The organism is Massilia sp. SYSU DXS3249 (assembly GCF_053668055.1).
Genome location: NZ_JBSIPX010000004.1, coordinates 1 through 26,949 on the forward strand (window position 1 = coordinate 1; position 26,949 = coordinate 26,949).

The following is a 26,949-nucleotide window of genomic DNA, read 5'->3' on the forward strand; positions in this document are numbered from 1 at the left end:
GTCGCCGCCTGCGCCGCCCGCCGCACCCGAGCCGCTGGTCGCGTCGCGCGCCGCGCCGCCCGCGCCGCCGTTGCCGGCCGTCGCCGCGCCCGCCATCGCGTTGCCGGTGCTGGCGCTGCCGGTCATGGCGTTGCCGCCGGTCGAGCCGGAAGCGGCCTCGCCGCCCGAGCCGGATGCGCCGGCGCCGCCGTCGCCACGGGCATTGCCGCCCATGCCCATTGCGCCGTTGCCGCCGGTCGCGCCGCCGCCGTTGGCGTTGCCGCCGTTGGTGGCGACGTTACCGATGTTGTGGATCGTGTTGCCCGTGACGGTGCCGGTCAGCGAGCTGGTGGCCGTCGCGTTCGAGGTGTTGAACGAGTTGGCGAAGTTGGAGGTGGCGGTACCGCCGTTGTTGGCGGAAGCCGCGCCCATCGCGCTCGCGGTCGCCGAACCGGTGCTGCGGTTCTGGCCCGAGTTGTCGCGGCTGGACGAATCGTTGTTCTGGTTCGAGTTGTCACGGGTCGACGAATCGTTGTTCATGTTCGAACGGGTGCTCGAATCGTTGTTACGGTTCGAGTTGTCGTCGGTGCGGGTGACGGTGCGGGTAGTGGTCGAGTTGTCGTCCATGCTGGCCGTGCCGCCGTCGTTGGCGTTCACGCCGGGACCGCTCTGGGTCACGGTGGTCGAAGAGTCGGTGGTTGGCTCCGTCGTCTGGGCCTGGGCATTGAGGCCGAAAGCGAGCGACAGGGCGGTTACGAGCAAGGTCTTGTTCATCAAAAATTCCCCTAGGGTGTGTGGTTGAGTTCCGACTGGCAGTCGTACCAGCTAGGCTTCCTAATGCAAGACGGGTGCCAGCCGCGTAGGGAATTACTTAAATCCTTGATCAGCCAGCATAAATTTTTCGTGGAATGTCATAATTTCATTCAGTCATTGTTGTCTGGAATTTAATGAATTCGAGCTGTGCCGAATCTGGAACAGTTGTGTGTCTTTTTGCTGAGTTGGGGGTGGACACTGTGCCGTAGAGTATCTGGCCGTGCGCCTACAGCCGACGTCGGAAACGGCCGCAGGCCGCATGGATACACGTTCTTACACGCCCGATGCGTCTGGTCCGACAAAGTCCAATGTGTGGCTGAGCAGGATGCGACAGGCGTGGTCAGTGGGCGTCCTGGTCGGAGCGCGCTTACAAAAACAATACAAATTTGCTGAATTAGCTGGGCAGTGGCGATATCGGTGACCTGCGGGACTGTCCAGCGCAGGAGCGTATGCATGCCGCGAAACCGGCGTTCCGTAGTGAAAACCTACCTGGAGGGGAGGCGGCAGGTGCAGGCGCGGGATGCGCCTGCGGGAACGTGCAGGAAGATGTTTTAAGGCCGCATGTTGTGCTTGGCCAGCAGCCGGTACATCGTGGTGCGCGACACGCCGAGGTCGCGCGCGGCGCGGCTGACGTTCTGGCCGCTGCGGTCGAGGCAGGTGCGGATGGCCAGGCGCTCCGAACTGCAGCGCGCGTCGTCGAGCACGGCTTCGATCGGCGGCGAAGGCATGACCAGGTCGAGGTCGTCGGGCTCGATCCATTTGCCGTCGGCCATCACGAGCGCGCGCCGCACGCGGTTGATCAGTTCGCGGACGTTGCCGGGCCAGGCATGCGCCGCCAGCGCGCCCAGGGCGCGGCTGCTGAAGCCCTTCAGGCGCGGCGACTTGTCGGCCGAATACAGGTGGAAGAAGTGCTCGGCCAGCTCGACCAGATCCTGGCGCCGTTCGCGCAGCGAGGGCACGGTGACGGGCAGCACGGAGAGCCGGTAATACAGGTCTTCGCGGAAATCGCCGCGGGCGACGGCCTGCTGCAGGTTCACGTGCGAGGCCGAGATCACGCGCACGTCGACGGGAATGGCGCGCGTCGAGCCGAGCCGGGTAATCGTTTTGTCCTGCAAGAAGCGCAGCAGGTTGGCCTGCAAGTCCTTGGGCAGGTCGCCGATCTCGTCGAGGAAGAGGGTGCCGCCGTTGGCCGACTCGATCAGCCCGACCTTGTCGCGCGCCGCTCCCGTGAAGGCGCCGCGTTCGTAGCCGAACAGCTCGGAATGGATCAGGTTGGGGGCGATCGCCCCGCAATTGATGGGCACCATGGGACCGGTGGCGCGCAGCGACTGGCGGTGGATGGCCTGGGCCGTCAGTTCCTTGCCGCTGCCGCTTTCGCCCCAGATCAGCACCGGGGCGTCCACCTTGGCCACGCGCTCGACCTGGCTGCGCAGCCGCTCCATGGCCTCGCAGCTGCCGATCAGCGCCGAGGGCGCCGGCCCGGCCCGCGGCCGTGCGCGCCGCAACTGCGCATGCCCATGGACGTGGCCGAGCGTGTGCACGAGGCGGCGGGTGTCGAGCGGAAGCGTGTGGTAGTCGCACAGGTAGTCGCCGGCCAGGTCGCGCCAGGCCGGGATGCCGAGCGCCTCGCGCCCCGCGATGCCGACCCACTGGACCTCGCTGTGCTCGCGCAGGAAACGCTCGACCTCGAGCGGGGGCCGGGAACCGATCACATGCATCAGCAAGCCGACCAGGTAGATGTCCTGGCGCAGCGCGTGGCGCGCCTCGTCGAAACCCCGGACGACATGGATGTGCCAGTCGGGCATGTCTGCGCGCAGGATTTCGGCTGCGCCGGCGCTGTCGGGTGCAATGCAGAGTAGTCGTTTCGGAACCATCCGTTCTCCCTCGCGTATCCCTTGTTTGTGGCCGGCCCGTCCAGGTAGCCGGTACGCCTGGTTGCCTGCTGGGCTCTCGCTGTGCTGTAACTATGGGTTAAGCATACTGCATTATCAGTGTTGCACGATTGGCCACAAGCCCGTCCGTGGGCCGTTACCAACTCGACAATGCGCGGGGCTTGACCGGCGCGCGAGACTAGTGCATGCCAAGGAGGTCGGCGCGCGGATAGCCCCAGCGCGGCAGCCCCGGCGGGCAGGGCAGGCCGGCCTGGGCGGCGTACGGGAGGCTGGAAAAGTTCGGCGCGCCGGGCAGGCCATAGCGCACGTCGGTGGCCGTCCCGTTCGCCAGAGAAGGCGCACGGGCAAAGCGCAGCCAGGCGTCGACCCGGCAGTCGCCCGAACGCAGGGCGCGCAGGCTGGCGAGCCGTCCGCGCTCTTCCCAGGCCCAGGCCAGGCCCGCCGGGCCCGGCGCGACGCGCACTCCGGCAATCGCCGGCGGACAATGGGCAGGAGGGTTCAGCCCGGGAGCCAGGCTGAGCACTCCGCGGCGGATGCGGTAGCCGCCCGTCCCGTCCTCGCTGACGGCGATCGCACCCCAGCACAGCGGATTGGCGGGGAAGGCCGACAGCGGCAGGTCGAGGATGCGCGCGCCCGGGTCCTCGCGCTGCAGAGCAGCGCGCAGTTCGCCGCGCGCCATGTCGGCCATCGCGCCCTGCAATAGCACGAAGCACGCGACCAGGCCGACCCCGGCAAGCAGGGCCGCCCGTTCGCCGCGCCGGCGCGTCAGTAGCTGCGACAGGAGCCAGATCGCCGCGATGGCGACGAAAGAGCCCCACTGCAAGTGTCCGGTGAACACGAACAGTAGCGGCACGGCCAGCAGCAGGCCGAGCAGGAGACGGCGCCAGCGCGGCGCGGCCACGTGCGCGGCCAGCGGCGTGCCCAACGCCAGCCAGAACACCGGCTCGACGATGAAAACCATGTCGCCGTAGTACCAGCGCGGATCGAAGGGCGCGAACGGGTGGATGCCGTAGACGTTGAGCGCGTCCATGCCCAGGTGCAGCAGCAGCCCGAGGACGGTCGCGGCGGCCACGCCGAGGCGCGCCGTGCCGTCCGCCCGCAGCAGGGCACGCGCCCGCGGCCAGAAGGCCCACAGCGCCGCGAACAGCAGCAGGGCCTGGGGCAGCGCGTACAGCAGCGTATGGGTATGGCCGCGGTGGTGCAGCAGGTAGCCGAGCGGCTCCGGCGCGAGCGGGGTCAGCACCAGGTCGAGGTCGGGGAAATTGCTGGCCAGCGCGCCGCACACCAGCAGCAGGCGCCGCCGCGTGGATGCGCGCGCAGGATCGGGCTCGGCGCGCAGCACGCGATGGGTCAGCTCGCCGAGCGCGAGGCCGACCAGGGAGTGGGTCAAGTTATCCATATTGCAATGGTAGCACCGGCTCGGCGCGTGGCGGACAGAGCGGACACTCACGGTTTTGAACAGTCAAGCTTGATTTCTTGATCCACATCAAGGTTTGCGACGATTCAATCCGCATACACTCGCCGTTTAAATTTGCCGTATGGAAACACAGGAGGCGCAGTGCGTACCAATTTGCCGGTCACCGGTATCGAATACCGGATGCAAGCAGGCCAGTCAATCGTCTCGAAGACCGACACCAAAGGCCGCATCATCTATGTCAACCCGGCCTTCATCGAGGTCAGCGGTTTCAATGAAGACGAACTGCTGGGCAAGGCCCACAACATCGTGCGCCATCCGGACATGCCGCCGGAAGCCTTTGCCGACCTGTGGCGCACGCTGCAATCGGGCCAGCCCTGGACCGGGATGGTCAAGAACCGCCGCAAGAACGGCGATTTCTACTGGGTGGTCGCCAACGTCGTGCCGGTCAAGGAAGACGGGCGCGTGACCGGCTACATGTCGGTGCGCACCGCACCCACGCGCGTCCAGGTCGCCGCCGCCGAGGCGCTGTACCGGGCCTTCCGCGCCGGCGAGCAGGGCGCGCTGGCGATCCGCGGCGGGCGTGCCGTGCGCACCGGCCTGCTCGCGCGCCTGGGCGGCCTGCGCCGGCTGCCGCTGGGCCGCAAACTCGGCCTGGCGATGGGCACCCAGGCCGCGCTGCTGGCCGTGCTCGGCCTGGCCACCGACGGCCCAGCCTGGCGCCTCCTGGCCGCGCTCGGCGTGCTGGCGACCTGCGCCGCCTGGGCCGCCCTGCGGCGTGCGATCCTGGCGCCGCTGCGCGACGCAACCGAGGCCGTGCATGCGCTGGCCGGCGGCGACCTGTCGCACCTGCCCGAGGCGAGCGGCAGCGACGAGTTCGCGCAGCTGCTGCGCGCCCTACGCCAGCTGAACATCAACCTGCAGGCCATCGTCGGCGACGTGCGCAGCAACGTGCGCGCCATCGAAACGAGCACGCGCGCCATCGCCGCCGGCAACCTCGACCTGGCGGGACGCACCGAAGCGCAGGCAGCCAGCCTCGAGCAGACGGCGGCAAGCCTCGGCCAGATCGCCGCCGCGGCCCAGCAGAACACCGACGGGGCCGTGCGCGCTGACGAGCTGGTCGGCGCCGCGGCCAGGGTCGCCGGGCGCGGCGGCCAGGCGGTCGACAGCGTCGGCGCCACCATGGGCCAGATCAGCGCCTCGGCCACGCGCATCGTCGACATCATCGGCCTGATCGACGGCATCGCCTTCCAGACCAACATCCTGGCGCTTAACGCCGCCGTCGAGGCCGCGCGCGCGGGCGAGCAGGGCCGCGGCTTCGCGGTCGTCGCCGGCGAAGTGCGCAGCCTGGCCCAGCGCTCGGCCGGGGCGGCCAAGGAAATCAAGCAGCTGATCGAGGAATCGGTGCGCCAGGTGGGCGCGGGCGACGCGCTGGTGGGCGAAGCGGGCCAGACCATGCAGCAGGTGGTCGGTTCGGTGCAGGGCGCGGCGGCCATCATGCACGAGATCACGCTGGCCAGCCGCGAGCAGGGCAGCGGCATCGCCCAGGTGAACGCGGCGATGGAAGAACTCGACGCGATCACGCGCCGCAACGCGCTGCTGGTCGAGGAATCCGCGGCGGACTCGCGCAGCGTGGCGGAACAGGCGGCGCATTTGGCGCAGGCGCTGGCGGTGTTCAAGTTCGGCGGCCGCGACCCGGCGGACGAGGCTGGTGCTCCAGCCCAGCTGGGCCGATTTTGATCCAAATCAAGGATTTTGCACACCTGCATCAATAGACTCCTTTCATCCAAGCCGGACCGCAGCCCGCGGTCTGCGCCTCGCAGCCCGATAGAGCAGGAGTTCCAGATGCATCTTCAAGCAGTTTCCTTCCAGGCCGGCCGCGCGGCGCCGATCCCCTTCACGAGCGGCGTCGACTTCGATGGCGACCTGCTCCAGCGCCTCGGCAAGAATGGCCCGCGCTACACCTCCTACCCGACCGCCGACCGCTTCCAGGACAGCTACGGCTACCGCGACTACCTGCATGCGGTCGCCTCGGTACGCACCCGCGGCGCCCCGCGCCCGCTCTCGCTCTACCTGCACATCCCGTTCTGCGACACCGTCTGCTACTACTGCGCCTGCAACAAGATCGTCACCAAAAACCGCGACAAGGCCGCCACCTACCTGAACTACCTGAAGCGAGAAATCGCGATGCAGGGCGCGCTTTTCGCCGGCTGCAACGAGGTCGAGCAGCTGCATTTCGGCGGCGGCACCCCGACCTATCTCTCCAGCGAACAGATGGACGAGCTGATGGCCCACCTGCGCCGCCACTTCGCCTTTGCGCCCGACGAGGTGGGCGAGTATTCGATCGAGGTCGACCCGCGCACGGTCTCCACCGAACGCGTGCACGAGCTGCGCCGCCAGGGCTTCAACCGCATCAGCCTCGGCGTGCAGGACTTCGACCCCGAGGTGCAGAAGGCGGTCAACCGCGTCCAGCCCGAGGAAGAAACGCGCGCGGTGATTGCCGCCGCCCGCGCGGCCGGCTTCCGCTCGGTCAGCATCGACCTGATCTACGGCCTGCCGAAGCAGAGCCTGGCGACCATGGAAACGACGCTGGCCAAGGTGATCGACGCCAGTCCCGACCGCATCTCGGTCTACCACTACGCCCACCTGCCGCACTTGTTCAAGCCGCAGCGCCGCATCCTCGACGCCGACATGCCCGCCAGCGGCGAAAAGCTCGCCATGCTGGCTCTGTGCATCGAACGCCTGACGGGCGCCGGCTACGTCTACATCGGCATGGACCACTTCGCCAAGCCCGGCGACGACCTGGCCGTGGCCCAGCGCCAGGGCCGCCTGCACCGCAATTTCCAGGGCTATTCGACCCACGCCGACAGCGATCTGGTGTCCTGCGGCGTCTCGGCCATCGGCGCGGTCGGTGCCACCTACAGCCAGAATGCGAAAACGCTGGAAGCCTACTACGAAGCGCTCGACAACAACGAGCTGCCGGTCGTGCGCGGCGTGGCGCTCGGCATGGACGACCTGCTGCGCCGCGCCATCATCCAGAAGCTGATGTGCCAGTTCGAGCTGTCGATCCCGGCCATCGAGCAGGCCTTTCCGATCGTGTTCGCCGACTACTTCGCGCCCGAACTGGCGGTGCTGCGCGTCCTCGAAGCGGACGGCCTCGTGACCCTGGACGGCGACTGGATCACGGTGACGATGCGCGGACGCCTCCTGATCCGCAACGTCTGCATGGTGTTCGACCGCTACCTCGGCCCGCCGGCGACGGTCTCGCTGTCCGTGCCGCGCTACTCGCGCACCCTCTGACATGAACGTGCACCTGTTCCCGGTCTTCCTGGTGGGCCTGCTCGGCAGCGTCCACTGCGCCGGCATGTGCGGCGGGATCGTCGGAGCGCTGTCGCTGGCGCCGCCGCGCGTGCGGCCAGGGGCGGCCGTCATCGCGCTGCGTCCGGTGGACGCGGGCCAGCCTTTGGTACGAACCGCCGCCTACAACACGGGCCGCATCGCCAGCTATGCCACAGCGGGCGCGCTCGCCGGCGGCATCGGCGGCGGAGCGGTCTCGCTGGCCGCGTTGCCCGGCCTCCAGGCCGGCGCATACTGGCTGGCGAACGCGATGCTGGTGGCGCTCGGCCTCTACCTGATGGACGCCTGGCGCGGCATCGCCCGCATCGAGGGAGCCGGGCAACTGCTGTGGCGCCGGGTGGCGCCGGCCCTGCGCCGGGTCGGCCCGCCCGACACGGCGGGCAGGATGTTCGTCGCCGGCGCCCTGTGGGGCTGGCTGCCCTGCGCCATGGTCTACAGCGTGCTGGTGACCGCCATGCTGAGCGGCTCGGCTGCCTCGGGTGCCGCCGTCATGGCCGCCTTCGGGCTGGGCACGCTGCCGATGATGCTGGCGCTCGGCCTGGCCGGCGCCCGCCTGCGCGGCTGGCTGGGACTGCGCGCGGTGCGCCTGGCCTGCGGCGCCCTGGTGCTCGCCTTCGGCCTGCTCGGCCTGGCGCGCGCGGCCGGCGGCCTGCCGGCCAGCTGGCTGGCCGCGGTCTGCATCGCTCCGGGAGCGCACCCGTGAACGCGGTCGTCGACCAGCTTGCAGGCTGCTTCCACTGCGGCCTGCCTTTGCCGGACGGGCCGCGCTGGCACGCCCGCGTCCAGGGCGTCGAACAGGACATGTGCTGTCCCGGCTGCGCTGCGGCCGCGCAGGCCATCGTCGATGCCGGCTGCGACGACTACTACGCGACCCGCACCGGTTTCAGTGCCCACGTCGACGCGTCGGAAGCGCCCGAGCTGGCGCTGTTCGACGCGGACGGGAATCCGGGGGAGGGCAGCTTCACGGTCGAGGGCATCCGCTGCGCCGCCTGCGTCTGGCTGATCGAGCGCCGCGTCCAGGCCGTGCCCGGGGTGATCGAGGCCAGCCTGAACGTCAGCGCGGCGCGCCTGCAGGTAACCTGGGATCCGGCCGCCTGCACGGTCAGCGCCATCCTGCGCGCCCTGCACGCCATCGGCTACACCGGCTATCCCTACGATGCGAAACGCCATGGCGAGCAGCTGGCGCGCGAGCGGCGCACGCTGTTCCGTCAACTGTTCGTCGCCGGCCTGTCGATGATGCAGGTGATGATGTACGCGGTGCCGGTCTACCTCGCCGACGACGGCACGATGGATGCCGACATGACGGCCCTGATGGGCTGGGCATCGATGCTGCTGACGCTGCCGGCCGTGCTGTACTCGGCCCGGCCCTTCTTCCTCGGGGCCTGGCGCGACCTGCGCCGCGGCCTGCCCGGCATGGATGTGCCGGTGGCGCTCGGCATCGGCGCCGCCTTTGCCGGCAGCACCGCCGCGCTGCTGCAAGGCGGGACCGGCCTGTACTTCGATTCCGTCACGATGTTCGTCTTCCTGCTGCTGGCCAGCCGCTACCTGGAACTCGGCGCACGCCGGCGCGCGGCGGCAGCCCTGGAAGCGCTGCAGGAAGGACTACCTGCTTCCGCCCAGCGCCTGCCGCGCTGGCCCTTCGAGCGCACGCCCGAGCTGGTGCTGGCAAGCGCGCTGCGTCCCGGCGACCTGGTGCTGGTCGCGCCGGGCCAGGCGGCGCCGGCCGACGGCGCCATCGTCGAGGGCGAGACCGAGGCCGACCTGGCGCTGCTCACCGGCGAGAGCCGCGCGAAGCACATGGGGCCTGGGGACGTGCTGCCGGGCGGGGCGGTCAACGTGGCGCAGCCGGTCGTGCTGCGCGTCCATGCCGCGGCAGGGGACAGCACGCTGGCGCTGCTGGTGCGCCTGGCGGGCAAGGCCGGGCAGGGCAAGCCGGCGATCGCGCTCTGGGCCGACCGGGTCGCGGCCTGGTCGGTCGCGGCGCTGCTGGTGCTGACGGTGCTGGTGTTCGTCGGCTGGCAGCTGGTCGACCCGGCGCGCGCCTGGCCGGCCGCGATCGCGGTGCTGGTCGTCACCTGCCCCTGCGCGCTGTCGCTGGCCACGCCCACGGCCCTGGCTGCGGCCACGGGCAGCCTGCTGCGGCGCGGCGTGCTGGCGGTCAGCCCGCACACCCTGGAAACCTTCGAGCGCGCCACCCACGTCGTGTTCGACAAGACCGGCACGCTGACCCTGGGCCGGCCGCGCCTGGTGGCGACCCGTCTGTTCGATGCGCCGGACGAGCGTTGGGCGCTGCGTATCGCGGCCGGGCTGGAAGCGGGCAACGCCCATCCGCTGGCCGCCGCCCTGCGCGCCGCGGCGCCGCCCGCCGCCTGCGCCGATGAGGTCTCGTCCGTGCCGGGGCAGGGCGTCGAAGGCAGCGTCGACGGCGTGCGCTACCGGCTCGGGAATGCGGCCTTCGTGGGGGTTGTCGCCGGGCCGCAGCCGCATGAGACTGGAGACGAGCATGAAGCCAGCGTCGTCTGGCTTGGGTGCCCCGGCCGCTGGCTGGCGCGCTTCGACATCGCCGACGCGTTGCGCCTGGAGGCGCCCGGGGTGGTGCGCGCCCTGGAAGCGGCCGGTAAAACCGTCATCCTGCTCAGCGGCGACAGCCCGCAGGCCACGGCCGCGCTGGCCGCGAGGGCCGGCATCGCCCAGGCGGCCGGTGGCCAGCTGCCCGCCGACAAGCTCGACTTCGTGCGGCACCTGCAGGCGGGAGGAGCGGTGGTGGCGATGGTGGGGGACGGCATCAACGACGCGGCCGTGCTGCGCGGCGCCGACGTCTCGTTTGCCATGGGCAGCGGCGCGGCGCTGGCCCAGCTGCATGCGGACGGCGTGCTGCTCGGGGACAGCCTGGCGCCGCTGCTGGACGCCGCCGTGACCGCGCGCCGCAGCCTGCGCGTGATCCGCCAGAACCTGGCCTGGGCCAGCGCCTACAACCTGCTCGCCATTCCCGCAGCGGCGGCCGGGCTGCTCAACCCCTGGCTGTCGAGCATCGGGATGGCGGCCAGCTCGGCCATCGTCGTGCTCAACGCGCTGCGCTTGAGGAAATAAGCATGGAAGCCCTCTACCTCCTGATCCCGCTGAGCCTGGTGCTGGTGGCGCTGGCCGTCTGGATCTTCTTCGGCGCCGCCGACAGCGGGCAGTTCGAGGACCTCGAAGGCCCGGCGCTGCGCGTGCTGCGCGACGACGACAGCGCAGGTCCTTGACACCTTACATCGTCGGCCCGCGCCCGCCGCCGTTTTCCTGCTCGATCCGTTCCTGGCAGGCGATGCAGGTCTGCGCCGTCGGCGTGGCGCGCAGGCGCTCTTCCGGGATGTCGCAGCCGCAGGAAACGCAGATGCCGTAGCCGCCCGACTCGAGGCGGCCGAGGGCGGCGTCGATCTCGTGCAGCAAGGCGGTTTCGTGGTCGGCGAAACGGTGTTCGTCGTGCGCGGTCGCCTCGGCTTCCGGCGAGTCGTCGCCCGTTTCCATATGGGCGGACGGCGCGATCTGCGGCGGGTCGCCGGCATCGGAACTGGTACGGGCGCGGATGGTGGCGAGGGTGGCTTCGCGGCTTTGCTGCAGTTGCTTGGCGACTTCGTCGTGCAGGGATTGCGAGATAGGCGGCATACGATTTTCCTGTCAATGAATGGGAACATAGACCGTAGAGTAGGCGCGGCCAGCGTAGGCACTCCGTGCCCATGCGTTACGTGTTCATCCGAGAGCCAGTAGCCGCGACGAATCGCTCCGCGGCGCGTCGATTGACTGCGGCGCTAACTTGATGCATTTGGATCCGCTAACACGACGCATCCTTCCGCGTGGGCACGTCGTTGAGGCCCCCGGCCTCAACTACCCCACCCTACGGGCCTATCCGAGGTGAAACTGAACATTTTGATTCACATCAAGGATTTTTAAGGTCCAGAAAACTACTCTCCTGCTGTCAATCAAGGGAATCCTTAAAGGAGAGTATTGTGGAAGGCAGTCTAAACTATAACTACAAGATCGTGCGCCAGTTTGCCATCGCGACGGTCGTGTGGGGCGTCATCGGCATGGCCGCCGGCGTCTTCATCGCAGCCCAGCTGGCCTGGCCTGCGCTCAACTTCGACATCGCATGGCTGTCCTACGGGCGCCTGCGTCCGCTGCACACGAATGCCGTCATCTTCGCCTTCGGCATCTGCGGCCTGTTCGCCACGTCCTATTACGTCGTGCAGCGCACCTGCCAGGTGCGCCTGTTCTCGGACCGGCTCGCCGCCTTCACCTTCTGGGGTTGGCAGGCCGTGCTGGTGGCGGCCGCCATCACGCTGCCGATGGGCTTCACGCGCGGCAAGGAATACGCCGAACTCGAGTGGCCGATCGCGCTCCTGATCACGGTGGTCTGGGTCGCCTACGCGGTCGTCTTCTTCGGCACCATCGTCAAGCGCAAGGTGCAGCACATCTACGTCGCCAACTGGTTCTTCGGCGGCTACATCATCGCGGTCGCCGTGCTGCACGTCGTGAACGGCGCGGTGGTGCCGGTCTCCGCATTCAAGTCGTATTCGGTATATGCGGGCGTGCAGGACGCGATGATCCAGTGGTGGTACGGCCATAACGCGGTCGGCTTCATCCTCACCGCCGGCTACCTCGGCATGGTCTATTACTTCATCCCGAAACAGGCCGAGCGCCCGGTGTATTCGTACCGGCTCTCCATCGTCCACTTCTGGGCGCTGATCTTCACCTACATGTGGGCCGGCCCGCACCACCTGCACTACACCGCGCTGCCCGACTGGACCCAGTCGCTGGGCATGGTGTTCTCGCTGATCCTGCTGGCGCCTTCCTGGGGCGGCATGATCAACGGCGTCATGACGCTCTCGGGCGCCTGGCACAAGCTGCGCTCGGACCCGATCCTGAAGTTCCTGATCGTCTCGCTCTCGTTCTACGGCATGGCCACCTTCGAGGGCCCGATGATGTCGATCAAGACCATCAACTCGCTGTCCCACTACACCGACTGGACCGTCGCCCACGTGCACGCCGGGGCGCTGGGCTGGGTCGGCTTCATCACCATGGGCTCGATCTACTACCTGATCCCGCGCCTGGCCGGCAAGAAGCAGATGTGGAGCCTGTCGCTGGTCGAAGCGCACTTCTGGGTCGCCACCATCGGCATCGTGCTGTACATCGCCTCGATGTGGATCGCCGGCGTGATGCAGGGCCTGATGTGGCGCGCGGTGAATCCGGACGGCACGCTCACCTATACCTTCGCCGAAAGCGTGAAGGCCACCTATCCCTACTACGTGATCCGCTTCACGGGCGGGTTGCTCTACCTGTCGGGCATGGCGCTGATGGCCTTCAACACCTGGAAGACGCTGGCCGGCACCGTGAATGTCGACGCGCCGATCCCGCAGCCGAATCGGCCACACCCGGCGCATGACGAAGCCTGCGCCGTCGAATCCCGCGTGCCGACGCACGCCTGAGCAAGAGAGCCATCGAACATGAAAAACTTCACCCATGAATGGATCGAGAAGAACCCCTGGCTGCTGATCGGCCTGGTCCTGCTCGTGATCTCCTTTGGCGGCCTGGTCGAGATCGTGCCGCTGTTCTTCCAGAAGTCCACCACCGAACCTGTGGCCGGCCTGAAGCCTTACTCGCCGCTGCGCCTGGCGGGCCGCGACATCTACATCCGCGAGGGCTGCTACAACTGCCACTCGCAGATGATCCGCCCGCTGCGCGCCGAGACCGAGCGCTACGGCCACTACTCGGTGGCCGGCGAATTCGTCTACGACCATCCCTTCCAGTGGGGCAGCAAGCGCACCGGTCCCGACCTGGCCCGGGTCGGCGGCCGCTACAGCGACGAATGGCACCGCAGCCACCTCGACAATCCGCGCGACCTGGTGCCGGAGTCGAACATGCCCGGCTATCCGTGGCTGGCCACCACCAAGCTGAAACCGGCCGAGATCGTGCCGAAGATGCGCGCCATGCAGCTGCTGTCCGTGCCCTATACCGAAGACGAGATCAACAACGCGCCGGCCGAACTGGCGGGCAAGAGCGAGCAGGACGCGCTGATCGCCTACCTGCAGGGTCTCGGGACCCAGATCAAGACAAGAAATTAAAGAGGAACCGACATGTCGATCGAACTCATTTTTGACCGCGCCAGCAGCGTGATGACCGTGCTGTCGTTTGCCACCTTCATGGGCATCCTGCTCTGGACCTTCCTCCTGCGCAGGAGCGCCGATTTCGACCGCGCGGCGGCGCTGCCGTTCGCGGACGAGGAGAGTGAGCATGGCTGATTTCACCAGCAGCTTCTGGGACTGGTACATCGTCCTGATCACCGTGGCCTCGATCGCCGGCTGCGCCATCCTGCTGTGGTCGCAGTCCAGGTACCGGGTCAAGCTCGGCGCCGACGGCCAGCCGCAGAAAACCACGGGCCACGTCTGGGACGAGGACCTGACCGAACTGAACACGCCGATGCCGCGCTGGTGGATGGTGCTGTTCTACCTGACGATCCTGTTCGCGGTCGGCTACCTGGTGCTGTATCCCGGCCTTGGCGCCTACGCCGGCAAACTGGGCTGGAACTCCACCGGCGAATACAAGGCCGAACTCAAGAAGGCCGAGCAGGACTTCGGCCCGCTGTTCGCGCGCTATGCCGGCCAGGACATCCAGGCGGTGGCCGCCGACCCGCAGGCGCGCGCCATCGGCGAGCGCATGTTCATGAACTACTGCGCCCAGTGCCACGGTTCCGACGCGCGCGGCAACAAGGGCTACCCGAATCTGACCGACAAGGACTGGCTGCACGGCGGCGAGCCGGCCACGATCAAGCAGACCATCATGGCTGGCCGGGTCGGCATGATGCCGCCGATGGGCGCCGCGCTGGGCTCGGACAAGGACGTGGAGGCGGTCGCCCACTACGTGCGCAGCCTGTCGGGCGTGACCGCCGACCCGATCAAGGTCGTCTTCGGCAAGCCGAAATTCGCCGCCTGCGTGGCCTGCCACGGCGCCGCCGGCACCGGCAACCCCGCGCTGGGCGCGCCCAACCTGGCCGACAAGACCTGGCTCTACGGCGGCAGCGCCGAGACCATCATGGAAACCGTCCGCAAGGGCCGCACCAACACCATGCCCGCCTTCGGCGAGTTCCTCGGCGACGCCAAGGTGCACGTGCTGGCGGCCTATGTCTGGAGCCTGTCGAACCCTGTGGACGTGAAGGTAGCCAAAAAATGAATGCGCCAAAGGAGGCGGTCATCAGGATGTACGCCGCGCGCGAGGAGATTTACCCGCGCGAGGCCAAGGGCCGCTATGCGACGCTGCGCTGGGCCTGCGTCTGGCTCACCCAGCTGCTGTTCTACGGCCTGCCCTGGATAGGCTACAACGGTCGCCAGGCGGTGCTGTTCGACCTCGGCGCGCGCAAGTTCCACCTGTTCGGCCTCGTGCTCTGGCCCCAGGATTTCATCTATTTCGCGGGCCTCCTGATCATCTGCGCCTACGGCCTGTTCCTGGTCACGACGGTGGCCGGCCGGGTCTGGTGCGGCTTTGCCTGTCCGCAGACGGTGTACACCGAGCTGTTCCTGTGGATCGAGCGCAGGATCGAAGGCGCGCGCAGCGCCCGCATCCGCCTCGACCGCCAGCCCTGGAATGCAGAGAAGATCGCCAAGAAGACCGCCAAGCACGCGGCCTGGCTGGCGGTCGCCCTGTGGACGGGCTTTACTTTTGTGGGCTACTTCACGCCGGTGCGTTCCCTGGCGGCGGAAGTGCTGGCCTGGCAGCTGGGGCCCTGGGAAGCTTTCTGGGTGCTGTTCTACGGCTTCGCCACCTATGGCAACGCCGGCTGGATGCGCGAGCAGGTCTGCAAGTACATGTGCCCGTATGCGCGCTTCCAGAGCGCCATGTTCGACAAGGACACGCTGATCGTGACCTACGACCGGGCGCGCGGCGAGCCGCGGTCGCCCAGCGGCCGCCTGCCGGGCGGGCAGGGGGCGGGGGACTGCATCGACTGCACCCTGTGCGTGCAGGTCTGCCCGACCGGGATCGACATCCGGCGCGGCCTGCAGTACGAATGCATCGGCTGCGCCGCCTGCATCGACGCCTGCAACGGCGTGATGGACAAGGTGGAGCGGCCGCGTGGCCTGATCCGCTACGCCACCGAGCAGGCGCTGGCGAAGGGCTGGGGCAGCGAGCAAGTCAGGCGCCGCCTGCTGCGTCCGCGCGTGCTGGGCTATGCGGCGGTGCTGGCGCTGATGGTGGCGGCGATGACGGCCTCGCTCGCGCTGCGGGTGCCGCTCAAGGTCGACGTCATCCGCGACCGCGGCTCGATGGGGCGCGAGGTCGAGGACGGCCGCATCGAGAACGTCTACCGGCTGCAGCTGATGAACACCAGCGAGCAGGCGCGCAGTTACCGCCTGGGCGTGGCGGGCTTGCCGGGCGCCGCGATCGCCGACAGCGAGGTGGTCGAGGTCGACGCCGCCAGCACGCGTGCGGTGCCGGTGCGGGTGCGCGCGGATGCCGGCGGCGCGTCGGGCTCGCACCGGATCGCATTCACCATCACCGCGCTCGACGACCCGGCGGTCGCCGTGCGCGAGGAGGCGGCCTTCATCGTGCCGCGCTGAGAGGGATATATCATGCAAACCGCTTTACCCGTTTTCCCGCAGGCGCCGGTCAGGCCCTGGTACCGCCATCGCTGGCCCTGGTTCATCATGCTCGGCCCGGCCGCCGTGATGCTGGCGACCGCCGTCACCGTCTGGTTCGCGCTGCGCCAGCCCGACGCCATGGTCGTGGACGACTATTACAAGCAGGGCAAGGCGATCAACCAGGACTTGCGGCGCGACCGCGTGGCGACTGGTCTGCAGCTCGCCTTTAGGGCGCGCTACAATGCGCGGGCCGGGCGCCTGGAAGGGCGGCTCGCCAGCTTCGGCCGGCCGCTGGCGGCGCCGATCCGCATCCACCTGGCGCATCCGACCCTGCCTGCGAAAGACCTGGTGCTCGCGGCGCGCCCTGGCCCGGATGGTGCTTTCGCGATTCCCCTGCCGCGGCTGGAAATGACGCACTGGCAGGTGGTGATCGAAGGGGAGGGGCGCGAATGGCGCCTGGCGCGGCGCTGGAATCCGGCTGCGGGCGGATTGGAAATCGTCGCCGACCCGACACCCCAGGCAGGGCCGCGCACGCGACTGTAAAGACTGTTCCTCCCAACTCTTCCATGTTAGATTTCCAGCGCGGCAATTTGCCGGACTACTAATTAGAAGAGACACCATGCCTGCTCAGTTCCAATGCGCCTTGCGCGTCGCCCTTGCTTCCCTGTTCGTTCCCATCGCGCTGGCCGCCGCGCTGCCCTCGGCGGCGCTGGCCGCACCCGCCGCAACGGCTGCCACTGCTCCCGCCGTCAAGCCGAACGCCGCCTTCGATGCCTGGGCCGACAAGTTCGCCAACGACTGGGTGCGCCGCAACCCGCAGTTCGCCACCTCGACCCAGTACTTCGGCGGCGCCGAGCAGGAACGTTTGGACCGCGAGTTGACGCCGCAGACGCCGGCCCAGCGCAAGCAGGCCATCGCGCTGGCGAAGCAGGGCCTCGCGCGCCTCGACAAATTCCTGGCCGGTCCGCTGAGCGAGACCCAGCGCATCTCGGCCATGGTGATGCGCTGGTCGCTCTCGAACACGGTCGCCAACGAGCCCTTCGAGGACCACAACTTCGTGTTCTCGCAGTTCAGCGGCGTGCAGGTCAGCCTGGTGAACTTCCTGACCCAGACCCACCCGATGCGCCGCGCGGCCGACGTCGACAGCTACCTGGCCCGCCTGGACCAGGTAGCCGCCCGCATGGACGAGGCGCTGGCGCGCGGCCGTTCCGCCGCCGAACGCAAGCTGATCCCGCCGCGCTTCATCCTCGAGCGCGCCCAGTTCCAGGTCGACACCTTCCTCAAGCCGGCCGCGCCGCAGAACGTGCTGGTGACCTCGCTCGAGCAGCGCACGGCAGAGTTGAAGGACCTGACGCCCGCGGCGCGTACGGCGGCGATCGCGCGCGCGACGAAAATCGTCGAGGACAAGATCCGCCCGGCCTACACCCGCGTGCAAGCCTTCATGGCCGAGCTGCATCCGAAGACCACCGACACGGCCGGCATCTCGCGCCTGCCCGACGGCGCCAAAGCCTATGCCCGCGCGCTCGCCAACTACACCAGCACCACGCTCGGCGCCGAGGAGATCCATGCGATCGGCCTGCGCGAAGTGGCGCGCATCGAAGGCGAGATGGACAAGCACCTGCGCTCGCTCGGCTTCAACGAGGGCAGCATCGAGGCGCGCATGAAGGCGCTCGACGCCACCTTCCAGCCGAAGGTGAAGGATGGAGAGGACCCGCGCCCGGCCATCCTGGCCAAGTACGTCGAGATGGTGAAGGACGCCGAGCGGCGCAGCGCCAGCCTGTTCAACCTGAAGCCGCGAGCCCCGGTCGTCGTGCTGCGCGAGCCGCCGCTGACCGAGGCCTCGGCCGCCGCCCACTACTCGCTGCCGGCGCCGGACGGCAGCCGCCCGGGCGTGTTCTGGGTGCCGATGCGCGGTCCGACCTTCGACATGATCCGCATGCGCAGCCTGTCCTACCACGAGGCGGTACCCGGCCACCACTTCCAGCTGGCGATCCAGCAGGAATTGACCGGCATCCCGAAATACCGCAGCCAGCGCATCTTCAGCGGCGGCAGCGCGCACAGCGAAGGCTGGGCGCTGTACACCGAACGCCTGGCGGTGGAGCAGGGCTGGTACGGGGACGAAAAGACCGGCGACGTGCCGGGCCTCCTGGGCGCGCTCGGGTCGGAACTGTTCCGCGCACGCCGCCTGGTGGTCGACACCGGCCTGCACATGAAGGGCTGGACGCGCCAGCAGGCGGTCGACTACGGCATCAACGTGCAGGAAGTGGACCGCTACGTCGCCTGGCCGGGCCAGGCCACGGCCTACATGATCGGCATGCTGCGCATCCTGGAGCTGCGCGAGAAGGCCAAGGCCGAACTCGGCCCGAAATTCTCGCTGCCGGCCTTCCACGACATGGTCCTCGGCGCCGGTTCCGTGCCGCTCGACGTGCTGGGCCAGCTGGTCGACGGCTGGATCGCGAAGGAGAAGGCGAAGGCCTGAACCGACCGGTAGGGTGGGCACTTGTGCCCACGCGGTACGTACTCTGCGTCCAGGCGACCATGCCGCGGACGCGCAGGCAGCGCGTCCATGCACGTGATGAAACCGCGTGGGCTCGAGAGCCCACCCTACGTCCGCCGCACGATAGAATGGATTCCCGACCACCTCTTTCCGAAGGAGTGCGCTATGGAAACCCAGGAACTCTACCGCGGCCGCCTGATCGACCACATCCAGCTCGTGGTGCGCAACCTCCCTGCGTCGCGCAGGTTTTATACGGCAGTATTCGAAGCGCTGGGCGTGCCGCTGGCGGCTAGCGGCGAGGATTATTTCTGGGCCGACGAACTGTTCGTCTCGACCGCCGACAGCGAGGCCGCGCAGGGCATGCTGACCGGGCGCCACCACCTGGCCTTCCAGGCGGGCAGCCGCGAGATGGTCGATGCTTTCCACAAGGCAGCACTGGCCGCGGGCGGCAAGGACAACGGCGGCCCCGGGGAACGCGCCTACCACCCCGGCTATTACGCTGCCTTCGCGCTCGATCCGGACGGCAACAACATCGAAGCCGTTTACCACGGCGAGGCGCAGCGCAGCGCCCCGGCGGTGCGGGTTACTTTTTAATCCGGAGGGGAGCGCCTAAGAAAACCTCCAGGGCAAGGCGCATCGTCGAAGACAGTACCAGGGTACGGCGAGACGATGCAACGCAGCCATGGAGGTTTTATTAGGCACTCAGCTCATCGGGCTGCACTGGTCGGTGCCGGCCGCAATCGCCTTCAGCTTGGCCGGCTCGAGCAGGCGCACCTCGCGCTTGTCGACTTCGATCCAGCCCTGTTTCTTGAAGCGCGACAGGAGCCGGCTCACGCTCTCGATCGTCAGGCCCAGGTAGTTGCCGATGTCCTCGCGCGACATGCGCAGCCCGAAGCTGGTCGAGGAGTAGCCGCGCGCCGCATAACGTGCGGACAGGTTCACCAGGAACACTGCAAAGCGCTGCTCGGCGCGCATATTGCCCAACAGAAGCATCACGTTCTGCTCGCGCGTGATCTCCTGGCTCATGATCCGGTGAAAATGGCGGAGCAGGGCGGGCACCTGGCCGAACAGGTCTTCCAGGCGTGCGAACGGAATTTCGCAGACTTCGCTGTCTTCCAGCGCCACCGCGTCGCAGTGGTGGCGGTCGCCGCTGATCGCGTCCATGCCGAGCAGCTCGCCGGCCATCTGAAAGCCGGTGATCTGCTGCTCGCCGGCGGCATTGACCTGGTAGGTCTTGAAATGGCCGTAGCGGATCGCGTACAGGCTGCGGAAGGGCTCGCCCATGGCGTACAGGCGCTCGTCGCGCGCGAGGCGGCGGCGGCGGCCGATGATCTGGTCGAGCCGGTTGATGTCGGCGTCGTCGAGCCCCATCGGCAGGCAGAGCTGGTGCATGCTGCAGGCGCTGCAGCTGGCCTTGATCGCGCCGAGACTGATCGGCGCCGTCGCGGGAAGTGGGATGCCTTGGGTCATGTTAGGACGAAGAAACGAGGTAAAAACGTGGCCGGTCCATTATAGACCGCTGAGCCGTCCCCATTCCCGGTTTTTCCGGACAAGGCCGTCCACATGCGCGCTTGCGATGTAAGTACGCAACGGCTCCCTACGCTTCGCACCGCCTTTCGCGAGCATGGACAGCTTGCCAACTGTGCGCACCTTTACCCATGCTAGATTCTCGACAGTTCATCCTCGGGAGTGCTCATGTTCGGCTTATCGGCGTTGGACCTGGCCCGCATCCAGTTCGCGTTCACGATGTCCTTCCACATCCTGTTCCCGGCGGTCACCATCGGCCTGGCAAGCTACCTCGCCGTCCTCGAATTGTCCTGGCTGCGCACCAAGCGCGCGGTGTATGTCGACCTCTACCATTTCTGGCTGAAGATCTTCGCCGTCATGTTCGGCATGGGCGTGGTGTCGGGCATCGTGATGGCCTACCAGATCGGCACCAACTGGGGCGCCATGTCCGAGTTCGCCGGTTCGATCATGGGCCCGGTGCTGGCCTACGAAGTGCTGACCGCCTTCTTCCTGGAGGCGGGCTTCCTCGGCGTAATGCTGTTCGGCTGGACCCGGGTCGGCCCGCACCTGCATTTCGTCGCCACCTGCATGGTCGCGGTCGGCACCCTGATTTCCGCCACCTGGATCCTGGCCGCCAACAGCTGGATGCAGACCCCACAGGGCTATGCCATCGAGGGCGGGCGCATGGTGCCGGCCGACTGGCTGGCGATCGTCTTCAATCCCTCGTTTCCCTACCGCCTGCTGCACATGGTGGCGGCGGCCTACCTCACCACGGCGCTGATCGTCGGCGCGGTCGGGGCCTGGCAACTGCTCAAGGGCAGGGACAACCCGGCGGTGCGCAAGATGCTGTCGATGGCGATGTGGATGATCCTGCTCGCGGCGCCCGTCCAGGCGGTCATCGGCGACTTCCACGGCCTCAACACGCTCGAGCACCAGCCCGCCAAGCTGGCGGCGATGGAAGGACACTGGCAGAACGAGCCCGGCGAGGCGGTGCCGCTGCTGCTGTTCGGGATTCCCGACATGGAGGCCGAGCAGACGCGCTACGCGGTCGGCATCCCGCACCTGGGCAGCCTGATCCTGACCCATACCTGGTCCGGGCAGATTGCCGGCCTGAAGGAATTCGCCCCCGCCGACCGGCCGAACTCCCTGATCGTGTTCTGGAGCTTCCGCCTGATGGTCGGACTGGGCCTGCTGATGATCGCCCTCGGCGCCTGGAGCCTGCTGCTCAGGCGGCGCGGGCGGATCTTCACCAGCCGCGCTTTCCTGCGCGGTGCCTTGTGGATGGGGCCGGCCGGGCTGGTGGCCATCCTCGCCGGCTGGGTCACCACCGAAGTGGGGCGCCAGCCCTGGGTCGTGTACGGCGTGCTGAGGACGGCGGACGCCGTCTCGCCGCACGGCGCCGGGACGCTCGCGCTCACGCTGGCCCTGTTCGTGGTCGCCTACCTCTTCGTGTTCGGCGCCGGCACCGCCTACGTGCTGCGCATGATGCGCAAGGGCCCCCAGGCCTTCGAGCTGCACCGGGCGACCGAGGGCGGGCCGGGCGAAGGCCGCACGCCGATGCGCCCGATGTCGGCCGCCGACGTCGGCAACGACGACGACGCGGTGGAGGATCATCCCGGCGGCGGCGGTCACCACTCCAGGGGAAGCTGAGCCATGGGCATCGACACCTCGGTCATCTGGGCCGTCATCATCTACTTCGCCGTCTTCATGTACGTGCTGCTCGACGGCTTCGACCTCGGCATCGGCATGCTGTTCCCCTTCGCCCGGGACAAGCGCGACCGCGACACCATGATGAATACCGTGGCCCCGGTCTGGGACGGCAACGAAACCTGGCTGGTGCTGGGCGGGGAAGGGCTGCTGGCAGCCTTTCCGGTGGCGTATTCGATCATCCTTTCGGGGCTCTACCTGCCGCTCATCTTCATGCTGATCGGCCTGGTGTTCCGCGGCGTGGCCTTCGAATTCCGCTTCAAGGCCAAGGAGAGCGGGCGCCACCTGTGGGACAAGGCCTTCATCGGCGGCTCGGTGGTCGCCAGCTTCTTCCAGGGCGTCTCGCTCGGCGCCTTTCTCGACGGCATCACCGTGTCCGGCCGCAGCTATGCCGGCGGCCCGCTCGACTGGATCGCGCCGTTTCCCCTGCTCGCCGGCTTCGGCGTGATGATCGCCTACACCCTGCTCGGCAGCACCTGGCTGATCATGAAGACGGAAGGCGACCTGCACCGGCGCATGGTGCAGGTGGCGCGCCCCTTCGCGCTGCTGCTGCTCGGCGCCATCGTCGTGGTCAGCATCTGGACGCCGCTGCGCGACCCGCACGTCGCCGACCGCTGGTTCACCTTCCCGAACATCGTGTTCCTGATGCCGGTGCCGGTGCTGGTGCTGCTGTTCATCGTGATCCTGCTGCGCTCGCTGAAGCGCGACCCGCACCGGTGGCCCTTCGTCGCCGCGCTGGCGCTGGTCTTCCTCGGCTACTCGGGGATGGCGATCAGCATCTGGCCGCACATCGTGCCGCCGGCGATCACCATCTGGGAGGCGTCCTCGCCTCCGGCCAGCCAGGGTTTCGCCCTGGTCGGCACGCTCTTCATCCTGCCGATCATCCTGATGTACACGGTCTGGTCGTACTGGGTCTTCCGCGGCAAGGTCAAGGCCGACGCGGGGTATCACTGATGGGCAAGCGGCCGTCATCCGACCCGCCAGGGCAGCCGGGAGCCGGGCGCCGGGCCCTCTGGCTGCGCCGCCTCGGGTGGATGCTCGGCCTGTGGGCGGGCGGGGTGCTCGCCCTCTGGCTGGTTGCCGGCCTGATCCGGACAATCATGCACGCGGCGGGCATGCGCTGAAGAGGCGGTCGGCGCCGATCGAGCCTCCCTCGCGCCTCCTGCGGGCCGCCCGGAGCGCGCGGGGCGAGCCCCAGGTTCAACCGTGCGCGCCTTTACAGGACGAGCGAATACACTTTCGATGAAGATTTACTAACGGAGCGCCGCCAGTGTCCATGCAGTCCGCATCAAGCATCCTGTCCACCCCAGCGGCCGCCGAAGCCGCCCGTACTTCCGTCGCCGCCAACGCCGCAACTGCTGCCGCAACTACCGGTGCTGCGCCCACCGCGGCCGACATCGCCGTCGCGCTGCCGCTGACGGCCGAAGACCAGGCCCGGGCCGATCTCTACGCGCTGGCCGCCCGCCTGCTGCTGGCCCCGCCCGACGCCACGCTGCTGGCCGGCCTGGCGTCGGCCGACCCGATCCTGGCCACCGGCGGCGACCACGCCCTCGAAGACGCCTGGGAAAAGCTGGTGCTGGCCGCGAGCGTCATGGACGCCGACGCCGTGGCCGAGGAATTCGACGCGCTGTTCGTCAGCAGCGGCACGCCGGCGCTCAATCCCTACGGCTCGCTCTACCTGTCCGGCTTCATGAACGACACGCCACTGGCCGAGCTGCGCGCCGACCTGGCGGTCTTCGGCATCGGCCGCGTGCGCGGCGTCGGCGAGTCCGAGGACCACCTCGGCGCGCTGTGCGAGACGATGCGCGTCCTGATCGCGGGCGGTCCCGGTATCCGGCGCCAGCCCCTGCAGGTGCAGAAAACCTTTTTCGAGGCGCGCATCGGCCGCTGGTATGCGCGCTGCCTGACCGACATGATGAATGCGGAAGGCGCCAACTTCTACCGCCTGGTCGCGGCCTTCGCCTGCGCGCTGCTGACGATCGAGGCCGAGGCGTTCGCGGTGGAGGATGGGATCGATGGCTAACCAAGTAACTGAGCAGATGATCACGCGAAGCGAGGGGAATGCGATGGAACCGAAGCACACAACTGGTGACGTGCCTGCCCGGACGCCCGAGGCGCAGCCCGCCGGCGAGCCCAACCCGGCGCGCCGCAACTTCCTGAAAGCCGCACCGCTGGGCGCGCTGGCGGCGGTGGCCGGCGGCGCCGAGGCCAAGCCCGCGCTCGCGCCGGCCGAGGCCGCCAAGCCGGAGGTCAAGCGCGGCTACCACGAGACCGACCACATTCGTCGTTACTACCAAACCGCCGCCTACTGGTGAGCATATCCGGAGACCAGCCATGTCTTTAGTGAAGAGTTCAAGCGACAAGGGCGTCAGGCGGCGCAAGTTCCTGGTGGGGGCGGGCGTCGCTGCCGGCGCCGGCGCGCTGGCGCGCGGGCTGCCCCTGAACGTCATCGAGCCGGCCACGGCCGCCGATGCCGACGTCGCGGCCGATCCCGTCAAGACCGAACTGAAGCGCACCGTGTGCAGCCACTGCTCGGTTGGCTGCTCGGTCGACGCGATCGTCCAGAACGGTGTCTGGATCCGCCAGGAAGCGGCCTTCGATTCGCCGATCAACATGGGCGCGCACTGCGCCAAGGGCGCTTCGGTGCGCGAGCACGGCTTCGGCGAGCACCGCCTGCGCTACCCGATGAAGCTGGTGAACGGCAAGTACACCCGCATCTCCTGGGACCAGGCCATCAACGAGATCGGCGACAAGCTGCTGCAGCTGCGCCAGCAGGCCGGTCCCGACGCGCTGATGATCATCGGCAGCTCCAAGCACAACAACGAGCAGGCCTATTTGCTGCGCAAGTTCTCGTCCTTCTGGGGCTCGAACAACTGCGACCACCAGGCGCGCATCTGCCACTCGACGACGGTCGCGGGCGTGGCCCAGACCTTCGGTTACGGCGCCATGACGAACTCCTTCAACGACCTGCATTACAGCAAGGCCGTGATGTTCATCGGTTCCAACCCGGCCGAAGCCCACCCGATCTCGATGCTGCACTTCCTGCACGCCAAAGAGCTGGGCGCGAAGATGATCGTGGTCGACCCGCGCTTCACCCGCACCGCGCGCTTTGCCCACCATTATGTGCGCGTGCGTCCCGGCACCGACATCCCGCTGGTCTGGGGCATGCTCTGGCATATCTTCAACAACGGCTGGGAAGACAAGGAATACATCGCGGCGCGCACCTACGGCATGGACGACGTGCGCAAGGAAGTCGCCAAGTGGACCCCCGATAAAGTCTCGGACATCACGGGCGTGCCGGAAGCCTCGGTGCGCATGGCGGCCGAAATGCTGGCAAAGAACAAGCCCTCGTCGGTGGTCTGGTGCATGGGCATCACCCAGCACCACGTCGGCACTGCCAACGTGCGTGCGCTGGCCATCCTGCAGCTGGCGCTCGGCAATATCGGCGTTGCCGGCGGCGGCGCCAACATCTACCGCGGCCACGACAACGTGCAGGGCGCGACCGACGTCGGCCCGAACGGCGATTCGCTGCCCGGCTACTACGGCCTGGCCGAAGGTTCCTGGAAGCACTTCGCGAACGCCTGGGGCGTCGACTACAACTGGATCCTGTCGCGCTTCGGTTCCAAGGAACTGATGGAAAAGCCCGGCATCACGGTGTCGCGCTGGTTCGACGCCGTCAACGAGCAAAACCAGTATGTCGACCAGCCGGCCAATTTGAGAGCCGTGTTCTACTGGGGCCACGCGCCGAACAGCCAGACCCGCCTGCCGGACATGAAGGCGGCGATGCAGAAGCTCGACATGCTGGTCGTGGTCGATCCCTACCCGAGCATGACGGCCGCCATGCACGGCCGCACCGACGGCGTCTACCTGCTGCCGGCCGCCTCGCAGTTCGAGACCCAGGGCTCGTGCACCTCCTCGAACCGCTCGATCCAGTGGCGCGAACGGGTGATCGCTCCCCTGTTCGAGTGCAAGACCGACCACGAGATCATGTACCTGTTCGCCAAGAAGCTCGGCTTCCACAACGAACTATGCAAGAACATCAAGGTCGTGATGAACGAGCCCGTCATCGAGGATATCCTGCGCGAGATTAACCGTTCGTGCTGGACCATCGGCTACACCGGCTGCTCGCCCGAACGCCTGAAACTCCACATGGAGAACAAGCACACCTTCAACCCGACCACGATGCGCGCCGAGTCCGGTCCGTGCAAGGGCGATTACTACGGCCTGCCGTGGCCGTGCTGGGGCACGCCGGAAATGAAGCACCCCGGCACGCCCATCCTGTACGACCTGAACAAGTCGGTGGCCGAAGGCGGCCTGCCGTTCCGCGCCAACTGGGGCGTCGAGCACAACGGCCAGACCCTGCTGGCGGCCGACGGCTCGACCAACAAGGCGTCCGAACTCGACGTGGGTTATCCGGAATTCGATCACGTCTTCCTGAAGAAGCTGGGCTGGTGGGCCGAGCTCACGCCCCAGGAGCAGGCGATGGCCGAGGGCAAGAACTGGAAGACCGACCCGTCCGGCGGCATCATCCGCGTGGTGATCGCCCACGGCTGTGCCCCGTTCGGCAATGCCCGCGCACGCTGCAACGTCTGGAACTTCCCGGACCCGGTGCCGACCCACCGCGAGCCGCTGGCCTCGCCGCGCCGCGACCTGGTCGCCAAGTACCCGACCTACGACGACAAGGCCAATTTCCTGCGCCTGCCGACGCTCTACAAATCGGTGCAGGACATCGACTTCTCGAAGGACTTCCCGATGATCATGACCTCGGGACGCCTGGTCGAGTACGAAGGCGGGGGCGAGGAAACCCGTTCCAACCCGTGGCTGGCCGAACTGCAGCAGAACATGTTCGTCGAGGTCAATCCGCAGGATGCGGTCCAGATCGGCGCCAACATCGGCGACTACGTCTGGGTCGAGACGCCGACCGGCGCGCGCATGAAGATGATGGCGATGGTGACCGAGCGCGTCCCCGTGGGCATGGTCTGGGCGCCGTTCCACTTCGGCGGCTGGTGGATGGGCGAGGACCTCGAGAAGCATTACCCGGAGGACGGGGCGCCAACGGTGCGCGGCGAAGCCATCAACACCGGCTGGACCTATGGCTACGACGCCGTCACGATGATGCAGGAAACCAAAGTGTCGCTCTGCCGCCTCGTGCGTGCCTAGTGCCCCGGTAGCCAT

Annotated in this window: 23 protein-coding genes and 1 pseudogene; 19 read left to right on the forward strand and 5 right to left on the reverse strand. The window is 68.0% G+C overall.

Annotation, left to right across the window (positions count from 1 at the left end; genetic code table 11):
- The 3 genes and pseudogenes from ACWCIA_RS06185 to ACWCIA_RS06195 form a co-directional block, all read right to left on the reverse strand.
- Positions 1-753: pseudogene (locus tag ACWCIA_RS06185) on the reverse strand (hypothetical protein); the annotation flags it as partial.
- A gap of 590 nt (positions 754-1,343) precedes the next feature.
- On the reverse strand, positions 1,344-2,666 hold the full coding sequence (locus tag ACWCIA_RS06190) for a sigma 54-interacting transcriptional regulator (protein ID WP_454161720.1): 1,323 nt from the start codon (positions 2,664-2,666) through the stop codon (positions 1,344-1,346).
- 196 nt (positions 2,667-2,862) lie between these two features.
- Positions 2,863-4,083, reverse strand: a complete 1,221-nt coding sequence (locus tag ACWCIA_RS06195) for a metal-dependent hydrolase (protein WP_454161721.1) — start codon at positions 4,081-4,083, stop codon at positions 2,863-2,865.
- Between the two features lie 159 nt (positions 4,084-4,242).
- Here ACWCIA_RS06195 and ACWCIA_RS06200 point away from each other — a divergent pair, with 159 nt between their 5' ends.
- The 5 genes from ACWCIA_RS06200 to ccoS all read left to right on the forward strand — a co-directional run bounded on the left by ACWCIA_RS06200 (position 4,243) and on the right by ccoS (position 10,700).
- Positions 4,243-5,838: a methyl-accepting chemotaxis protein gene (locus ACWCIA_RS06200; protein ID WP_454161722.1), complete on the forward strand. Its 1,596-nt coding sequence runs from the start codon at positions 4,243-4,245 to the stop codon at positions 5,836-5,838.
- A 105-nt stretch (positions 5,839-5,943) separates the two neighbouring features.
- Entirely contained in the window at positions 5,944-7,398 is a 1,455-nt protein-coding gene (gene hemN / locus ACWCIA_RS06205; protein ID WP_454161723.1) for an oxygen-independent coproporphyrinogen III oxidase, read from the forward strand.
- A 1-nt stretch (position 7,399) separates the two neighbouring features.
- A complete protein-coding gene (locus ACWCIA_RS06210) occupies positions 7,400-8,158 on the forward strand; it encodes a sulfite exporter TauE/SafE family protein (protein WP_454161724.1) in 759 nt (252 codons plus the stop codon).
- A complete protein-coding gene (locus tag ACWCIA_RS06215) occupies positions 8,155-10,545 on the forward strand; it encodes a heavy metal translocating P-type ATPase (RefSeq protein ID WP_454161725.1) in 2,391 nt (796 codons plus the stop codon). Before ACWCIA_RS06210 ends, ACWCIA_RS06215 begins: the two co-directional genes overlap by 4 nt.
- 2 nt (positions 10,546-10,547) lie before the next feature.
- Complete coding sequence (gene ccoS, locus ACWCIA_RS06220; protein ID WP_454161726.1) at positions 10,548-10,700, forward strand: cbb3-type cytochrome oxidase assembly protein CcoS; 153 nt, start codon at positions 10,548-10,550, stop codon at positions 10,698-10,700.
- A 4-nt stretch (positions 10,701-10,704) separates the two neighbouring features.
- On the opposite strand, the gene ACWCIA_RS06225 is transcribed toward ccoS, so the two are convergent.
- Positions 10,705-11,103 carry a TraR/DksA family transcriptional regulator gene (locus ACWCIA_RS06225; RefSeq protein ID WP_454161727.1) on the reverse strand — a complete coding sequence of 133 codons (399 nt, stop codon included), beginning with the start codon at positions 11,101-11,103 and terminating at the stop codon, positions 10,705-10,707.
- 341 nt (positions 11,104-11,444) lie between these two features.
- Between ACWCIA_RS06225 and ccoN the strand changes: the two genes are divergently transcribed.
- The 8 genes from ccoN (at position 11,445) to ACWCIA_RS06265 (ending at position 19,155) form a co-directional block, all read left to right on the forward strand.
- On the forward strand, positions 11,445-12,920 hold the full coding sequence (gene ccoN / locus ACWCIA_RS06230) for a cytochrome-c oxidase, cbb3-type subunit I (protein ID WP_454161728.1): 1,476 nt from the start codon (positions 11,445-11,447) through the stop codon (positions 12,918-12,920).
- A gap of 18 nt (positions 12,921-12,938) precedes the next feature.
- A complete protein-coding gene (gene ccoO / locus ACWCIA_RS06235; RefSeq protein WP_454161729.1) occupies positions 12,939-13,556 on the forward strand; it encodes a cytochrome-c oxidase, cbb3-type subunit II in 618 nt (205 codons plus the stop codon).
- Positions 13,557-13,568: 12 nt separating this feature from the next.
- Positions 13,569-13,733 (forward strand): cbb3-type cytochrome oxidase subunit 3, encoded by a 165-nt coding sequence (locus ACWCIA_RS06240; protein ID WP_454161730.1) that lies wholly within the window; start codon positions 13,569-13,571, stop codon positions 13,731-13,733.
- Positions 13,726-14,661, forward strand: coding sequence for a cytochrome-c oxidase, cbb3-type subunit III (gene ccoP / locus ACWCIA_RS06245; RefSeq protein WP_454161731.1), 936 nt, complete (start codon positions 13,726-13,728; stop codon positions 14,659-14,661). The genes ACWCIA_RS06240 and ccoP overlap by 8 nt, the downstream gene beginning before the upstream one ends.
- Entirely contained in the window at positions 14,658-16,043 is a 1,386-nt protein-coding gene (gene ccoG, locus ACWCIA_RS06250) for a cytochrome c oxidase accessory protein CcoG (RefSeq protein WP_454161732.1), read from the forward strand. The genes ccoP and ccoG overlap by 4 nt, the downstream gene beginning before the upstream one ends.
- A gap of 12 nt (positions 16,044-16,055) precedes the next feature.
- Positions 16,056-16,607 (forward strand): FixH family protein, encoded by a 552-nt coding sequence (locus ACWCIA_RS06255; protein WP_454161733.1) that lies wholly within the window; start codon positions 16,056-16,058, stop codon positions 16,605-16,607.
- A gap of 76 nt (positions 16,608-16,683) precedes the next feature.
- Positions 16,684-18,543 carry a DUF885 domain-containing protein gene (locus tag ACWCIA_RS06260; protein WP_454161734.1) on the forward strand — a complete coding sequence of 620 codons (1,860 nt, stop codon included), beginning with the start codon at positions 16,684-16,686 and terminating at the stop codon, positions 18,541-18,543.
- A gap of 183 nt (positions 18,544-18,726) precedes the next feature.
- Entirely contained in the window at positions 18,727-19,155 is a 429-nt protein-coding gene (locus ACWCIA_RS06265; protein WP_454161735.1) for a VOC family protein, read from the forward strand.
- A gap of 108 nt (positions 19,156-19,263) precedes the next feature.
- Here the strand turns inward: ACWCIA_RS06265 and fnr are convergent, their stop codons facing one another.
- On the reverse strand, positions 19,264-20,031 hold the full coding sequence (fnr, locus tag ACWCIA_RS06270) for a fumarate/nitrate reduction transcriptional regulator Fnr (protein ID WP_454161736.1): 768 nt from the start codon (positions 20,029-20,031) through the stop codon (positions 19,264-19,266).
- Positions 20,032-20,256: 225 nt separating this feature from the next.
- Between fnr and ACWCIA_RS06275 the strand changes: the two genes are divergently transcribed.
- From ACWCIA_RS06275 to ACWCIA_RS06300, 6 genes are all read left to right on the forward strand, one after another.
- On the forward strand, positions 20,257-21,717 hold the full coding sequence (locus ACWCIA_RS06275) for a cytochrome ubiquinol oxidase subunit I (RefSeq protein WP_454161737.1): 1,461 nt from the start codon (positions 20,257-20,259) through the stop codon (positions 21,715-21,717).
- A 3-nt stretch (positions 21,718-21,720) separates the two neighbouring features.
- Positions 21,721-22,728 carry a cytochrome d ubiquinol oxidase subunit II gene (gene cydB / locus ACWCIA_RS06280; protein WP_454161738.1) on the forward strand — a complete coding sequence of 336 codons (1,008 nt, stop codon included), beginning with the start codon at positions 21,721-21,723 and terminating at the stop codon, positions 22,726-22,728.
- Complete coding sequence (locus ACWCIA_RS06285; protein WP_454161739.1) at positions 22,728-22,898, forward strand: DUF2474 domain-containing protein; 171 nt, start codon at positions 22,728-22,730, stop codon at positions 22,896-22,898. The genes cydB and ACWCIA_RS06285 overlap by 1 nt, the downstream gene beginning before the upstream one ends.
- A 152-nt stretch (positions 22,899-23,050) precedes the next feature.
- Complete coding sequence (locus ACWCIA_RS06290; protein ID WP_454161740.1) at positions 23,051-23,797, forward strand: TorD/DmsD family molecular chaperone; 747 nt, start codon at positions 23,051-23,053, stop codon at positions 23,795-23,797.
- Positions 23,790-24,089, forward strand: a complete 300-nt coding sequence (locus ACWCIA_RS06295; RefSeq protein WP_454161741.1) for a twin-arginine translocation signal domain-containing protein — start codon at positions 23,790-23,792, stop codon at positions 24,087-24,089. The genes ACWCIA_RS06290 and ACWCIA_RS06295 overlap by 8 nt, the downstream gene beginning before the upstream one ends.
- 19 nt (positions 24,090-24,108) lie before the next feature.
- Positions 24,109-26,934 carry a formate dehydrogenase subunit alpha gene (locus ACWCIA_RS06300; protein ID WP_454161742.1) on the forward strand — a complete coding sequence of 942 codons (2,826 nt, stop codon included), beginning with the start codon at positions 24,109-24,111 and terminating at the stop codon, positions 26,932-26,934.
- Positions 26,935-26,949 lie beyond the last annotated feature (15 nt).

Bases quoted from the DNA above. Each gene is read 5' to 3' on its own strand.
- ACWCIA_RS06190 (WP_454161720.1), bottom strand. From the start codon at position 2,666: ATGGTTCCGAAACGACTACTCTGCATTGCACCCGACAGCGCCGGCGCA.
- ACWCIA_RS06195 (WP_454161721.1), bottom strand. From the start codon at position 4,083: ATGGATAACTTGACCCACTCCCTGGTCGGCCTCGCGCTCGGCGAGCTG.
- hemN (WP_454161723.1), top strand. From the start codon at position 5,944: ATGCATCTTCAAGCAGTTTCCTTCCAGGCCGGCCGCGCGGCGCCGATC.
- ACWCIA_RS06210 (WP_454161724.1), top strand. From the start codon at position 7,400: ATGAACGTGCACCTGTTCCCGGTCTTCCTGGTGGGCCTGCTCGGCAGC.
- ccoS (WP_454161726.1), top strand. From the start codon at position 10,548: ATGGAAGCCCTCTACCTCCTGATCCCGCTGAGCCTGGTGCTGGTGGCG.
- ACWCIA_RS06225 (WP_454161727.1), bottom strand. From the start codon at position 11,103: ATGCCGCCTATCTCGCAATCCCTGCACGACGAAGTCGCCAAGCAACTG.
- ccoO (WP_454161729.1), top strand. From the start codon at position 12,939: ATGAAAAACTTCACCCATGAATGGATCGAGAAGAACCCCTGGCTGCTG.
- ACWCIA_RS06240 (WP_454161730.1), top strand. From the start codon at position 13,569: ATGTCGATCGAACTCATTTTTGACCGCGCCAGCAGCGTGATGACCGTG.
- ccoP (WP_454161731.1), top strand. From the start codon at position 13,726: ATGGCTGATTTCACCAGCAGCTTCTGGGACTGGTACATCGTCCTGATC.
- ccoG (WP_454161732.1), top strand. From the start codon at position 14,658: ATGAATGCGCCAAAGGAGGCGGTCATCAGGATGTACGCCGCGCGCGAG.
- ACWCIA_RS06255 (WP_454161733.1), top strand. From the start codon at position 16,056: ATGCAAACCGCTTTACCCGTTTTCCCGCAGGCGCCGGTCAGGCCCTGG.
- ACWCIA_RS06260 (WP_454161734.1), top strand. From the start codon at position 16,684: ATGCCTGCTCAGTTCCAATGCGCCTTGCGCGTCGCCCTTGCTTCCCTG.
- ACWCIA_RS06265 (WP_454161735.1), top strand. From the start codon at position 18,727: ATGGAAACCCAGGAACTCTACCGCGGCCGCCTGATCGACCACATCCAG.
- fnr (WP_454161736.1), bottom strand. From the start codon at position 20,031: ATGACCCAAGGCATCCCACTTCCCGCGACGGCGCCGATCAGTCTCGGC.
- ACWCIA_RS06275 (WP_454161737.1), top strand. From the start codon at position 20,257: ATGTTCGGCTTATCGGCGTTGGACCTGGCCCGCATCCAGTTCGCGTTC.
- cydB (WP_454161738.1), top strand. From the start codon at position 21,721: ATGGGCATCGACACCTCGGTCATCTGGGCCGTCATCATCTACTTCGCC.
- ACWCIA_RS06285 (WP_454161739.1), top strand. From the start codon at position 22,728: ATGGGCAAGCGGCCGTCATCCGACCCGCCAGGGCAGCCGGGAGCCGGG.
- ACWCIA_RS06290 (WP_454161740.1), top strand. From the start codon at position 23,051: ATGCAGTCCGCATCAAGCATCCTGTCCACCCCAGCGGCCGCCGAAGCC.
- ACWCIA_RS06295 (WP_454161741.1), top strand. From the start codon at position 23,790: ATGGCTAACCAAGTAACTGAGCAGATGATCACGCGAAGCGAGGGGAAT.
- ACWCIA_RS06300 (WP_454161742.1), top strand. From the start codon at position 24,109: ATGTCTTTAGTGAAGAGTTCAAGCGACAAGGGCGTCAGGCGGCGCAAG.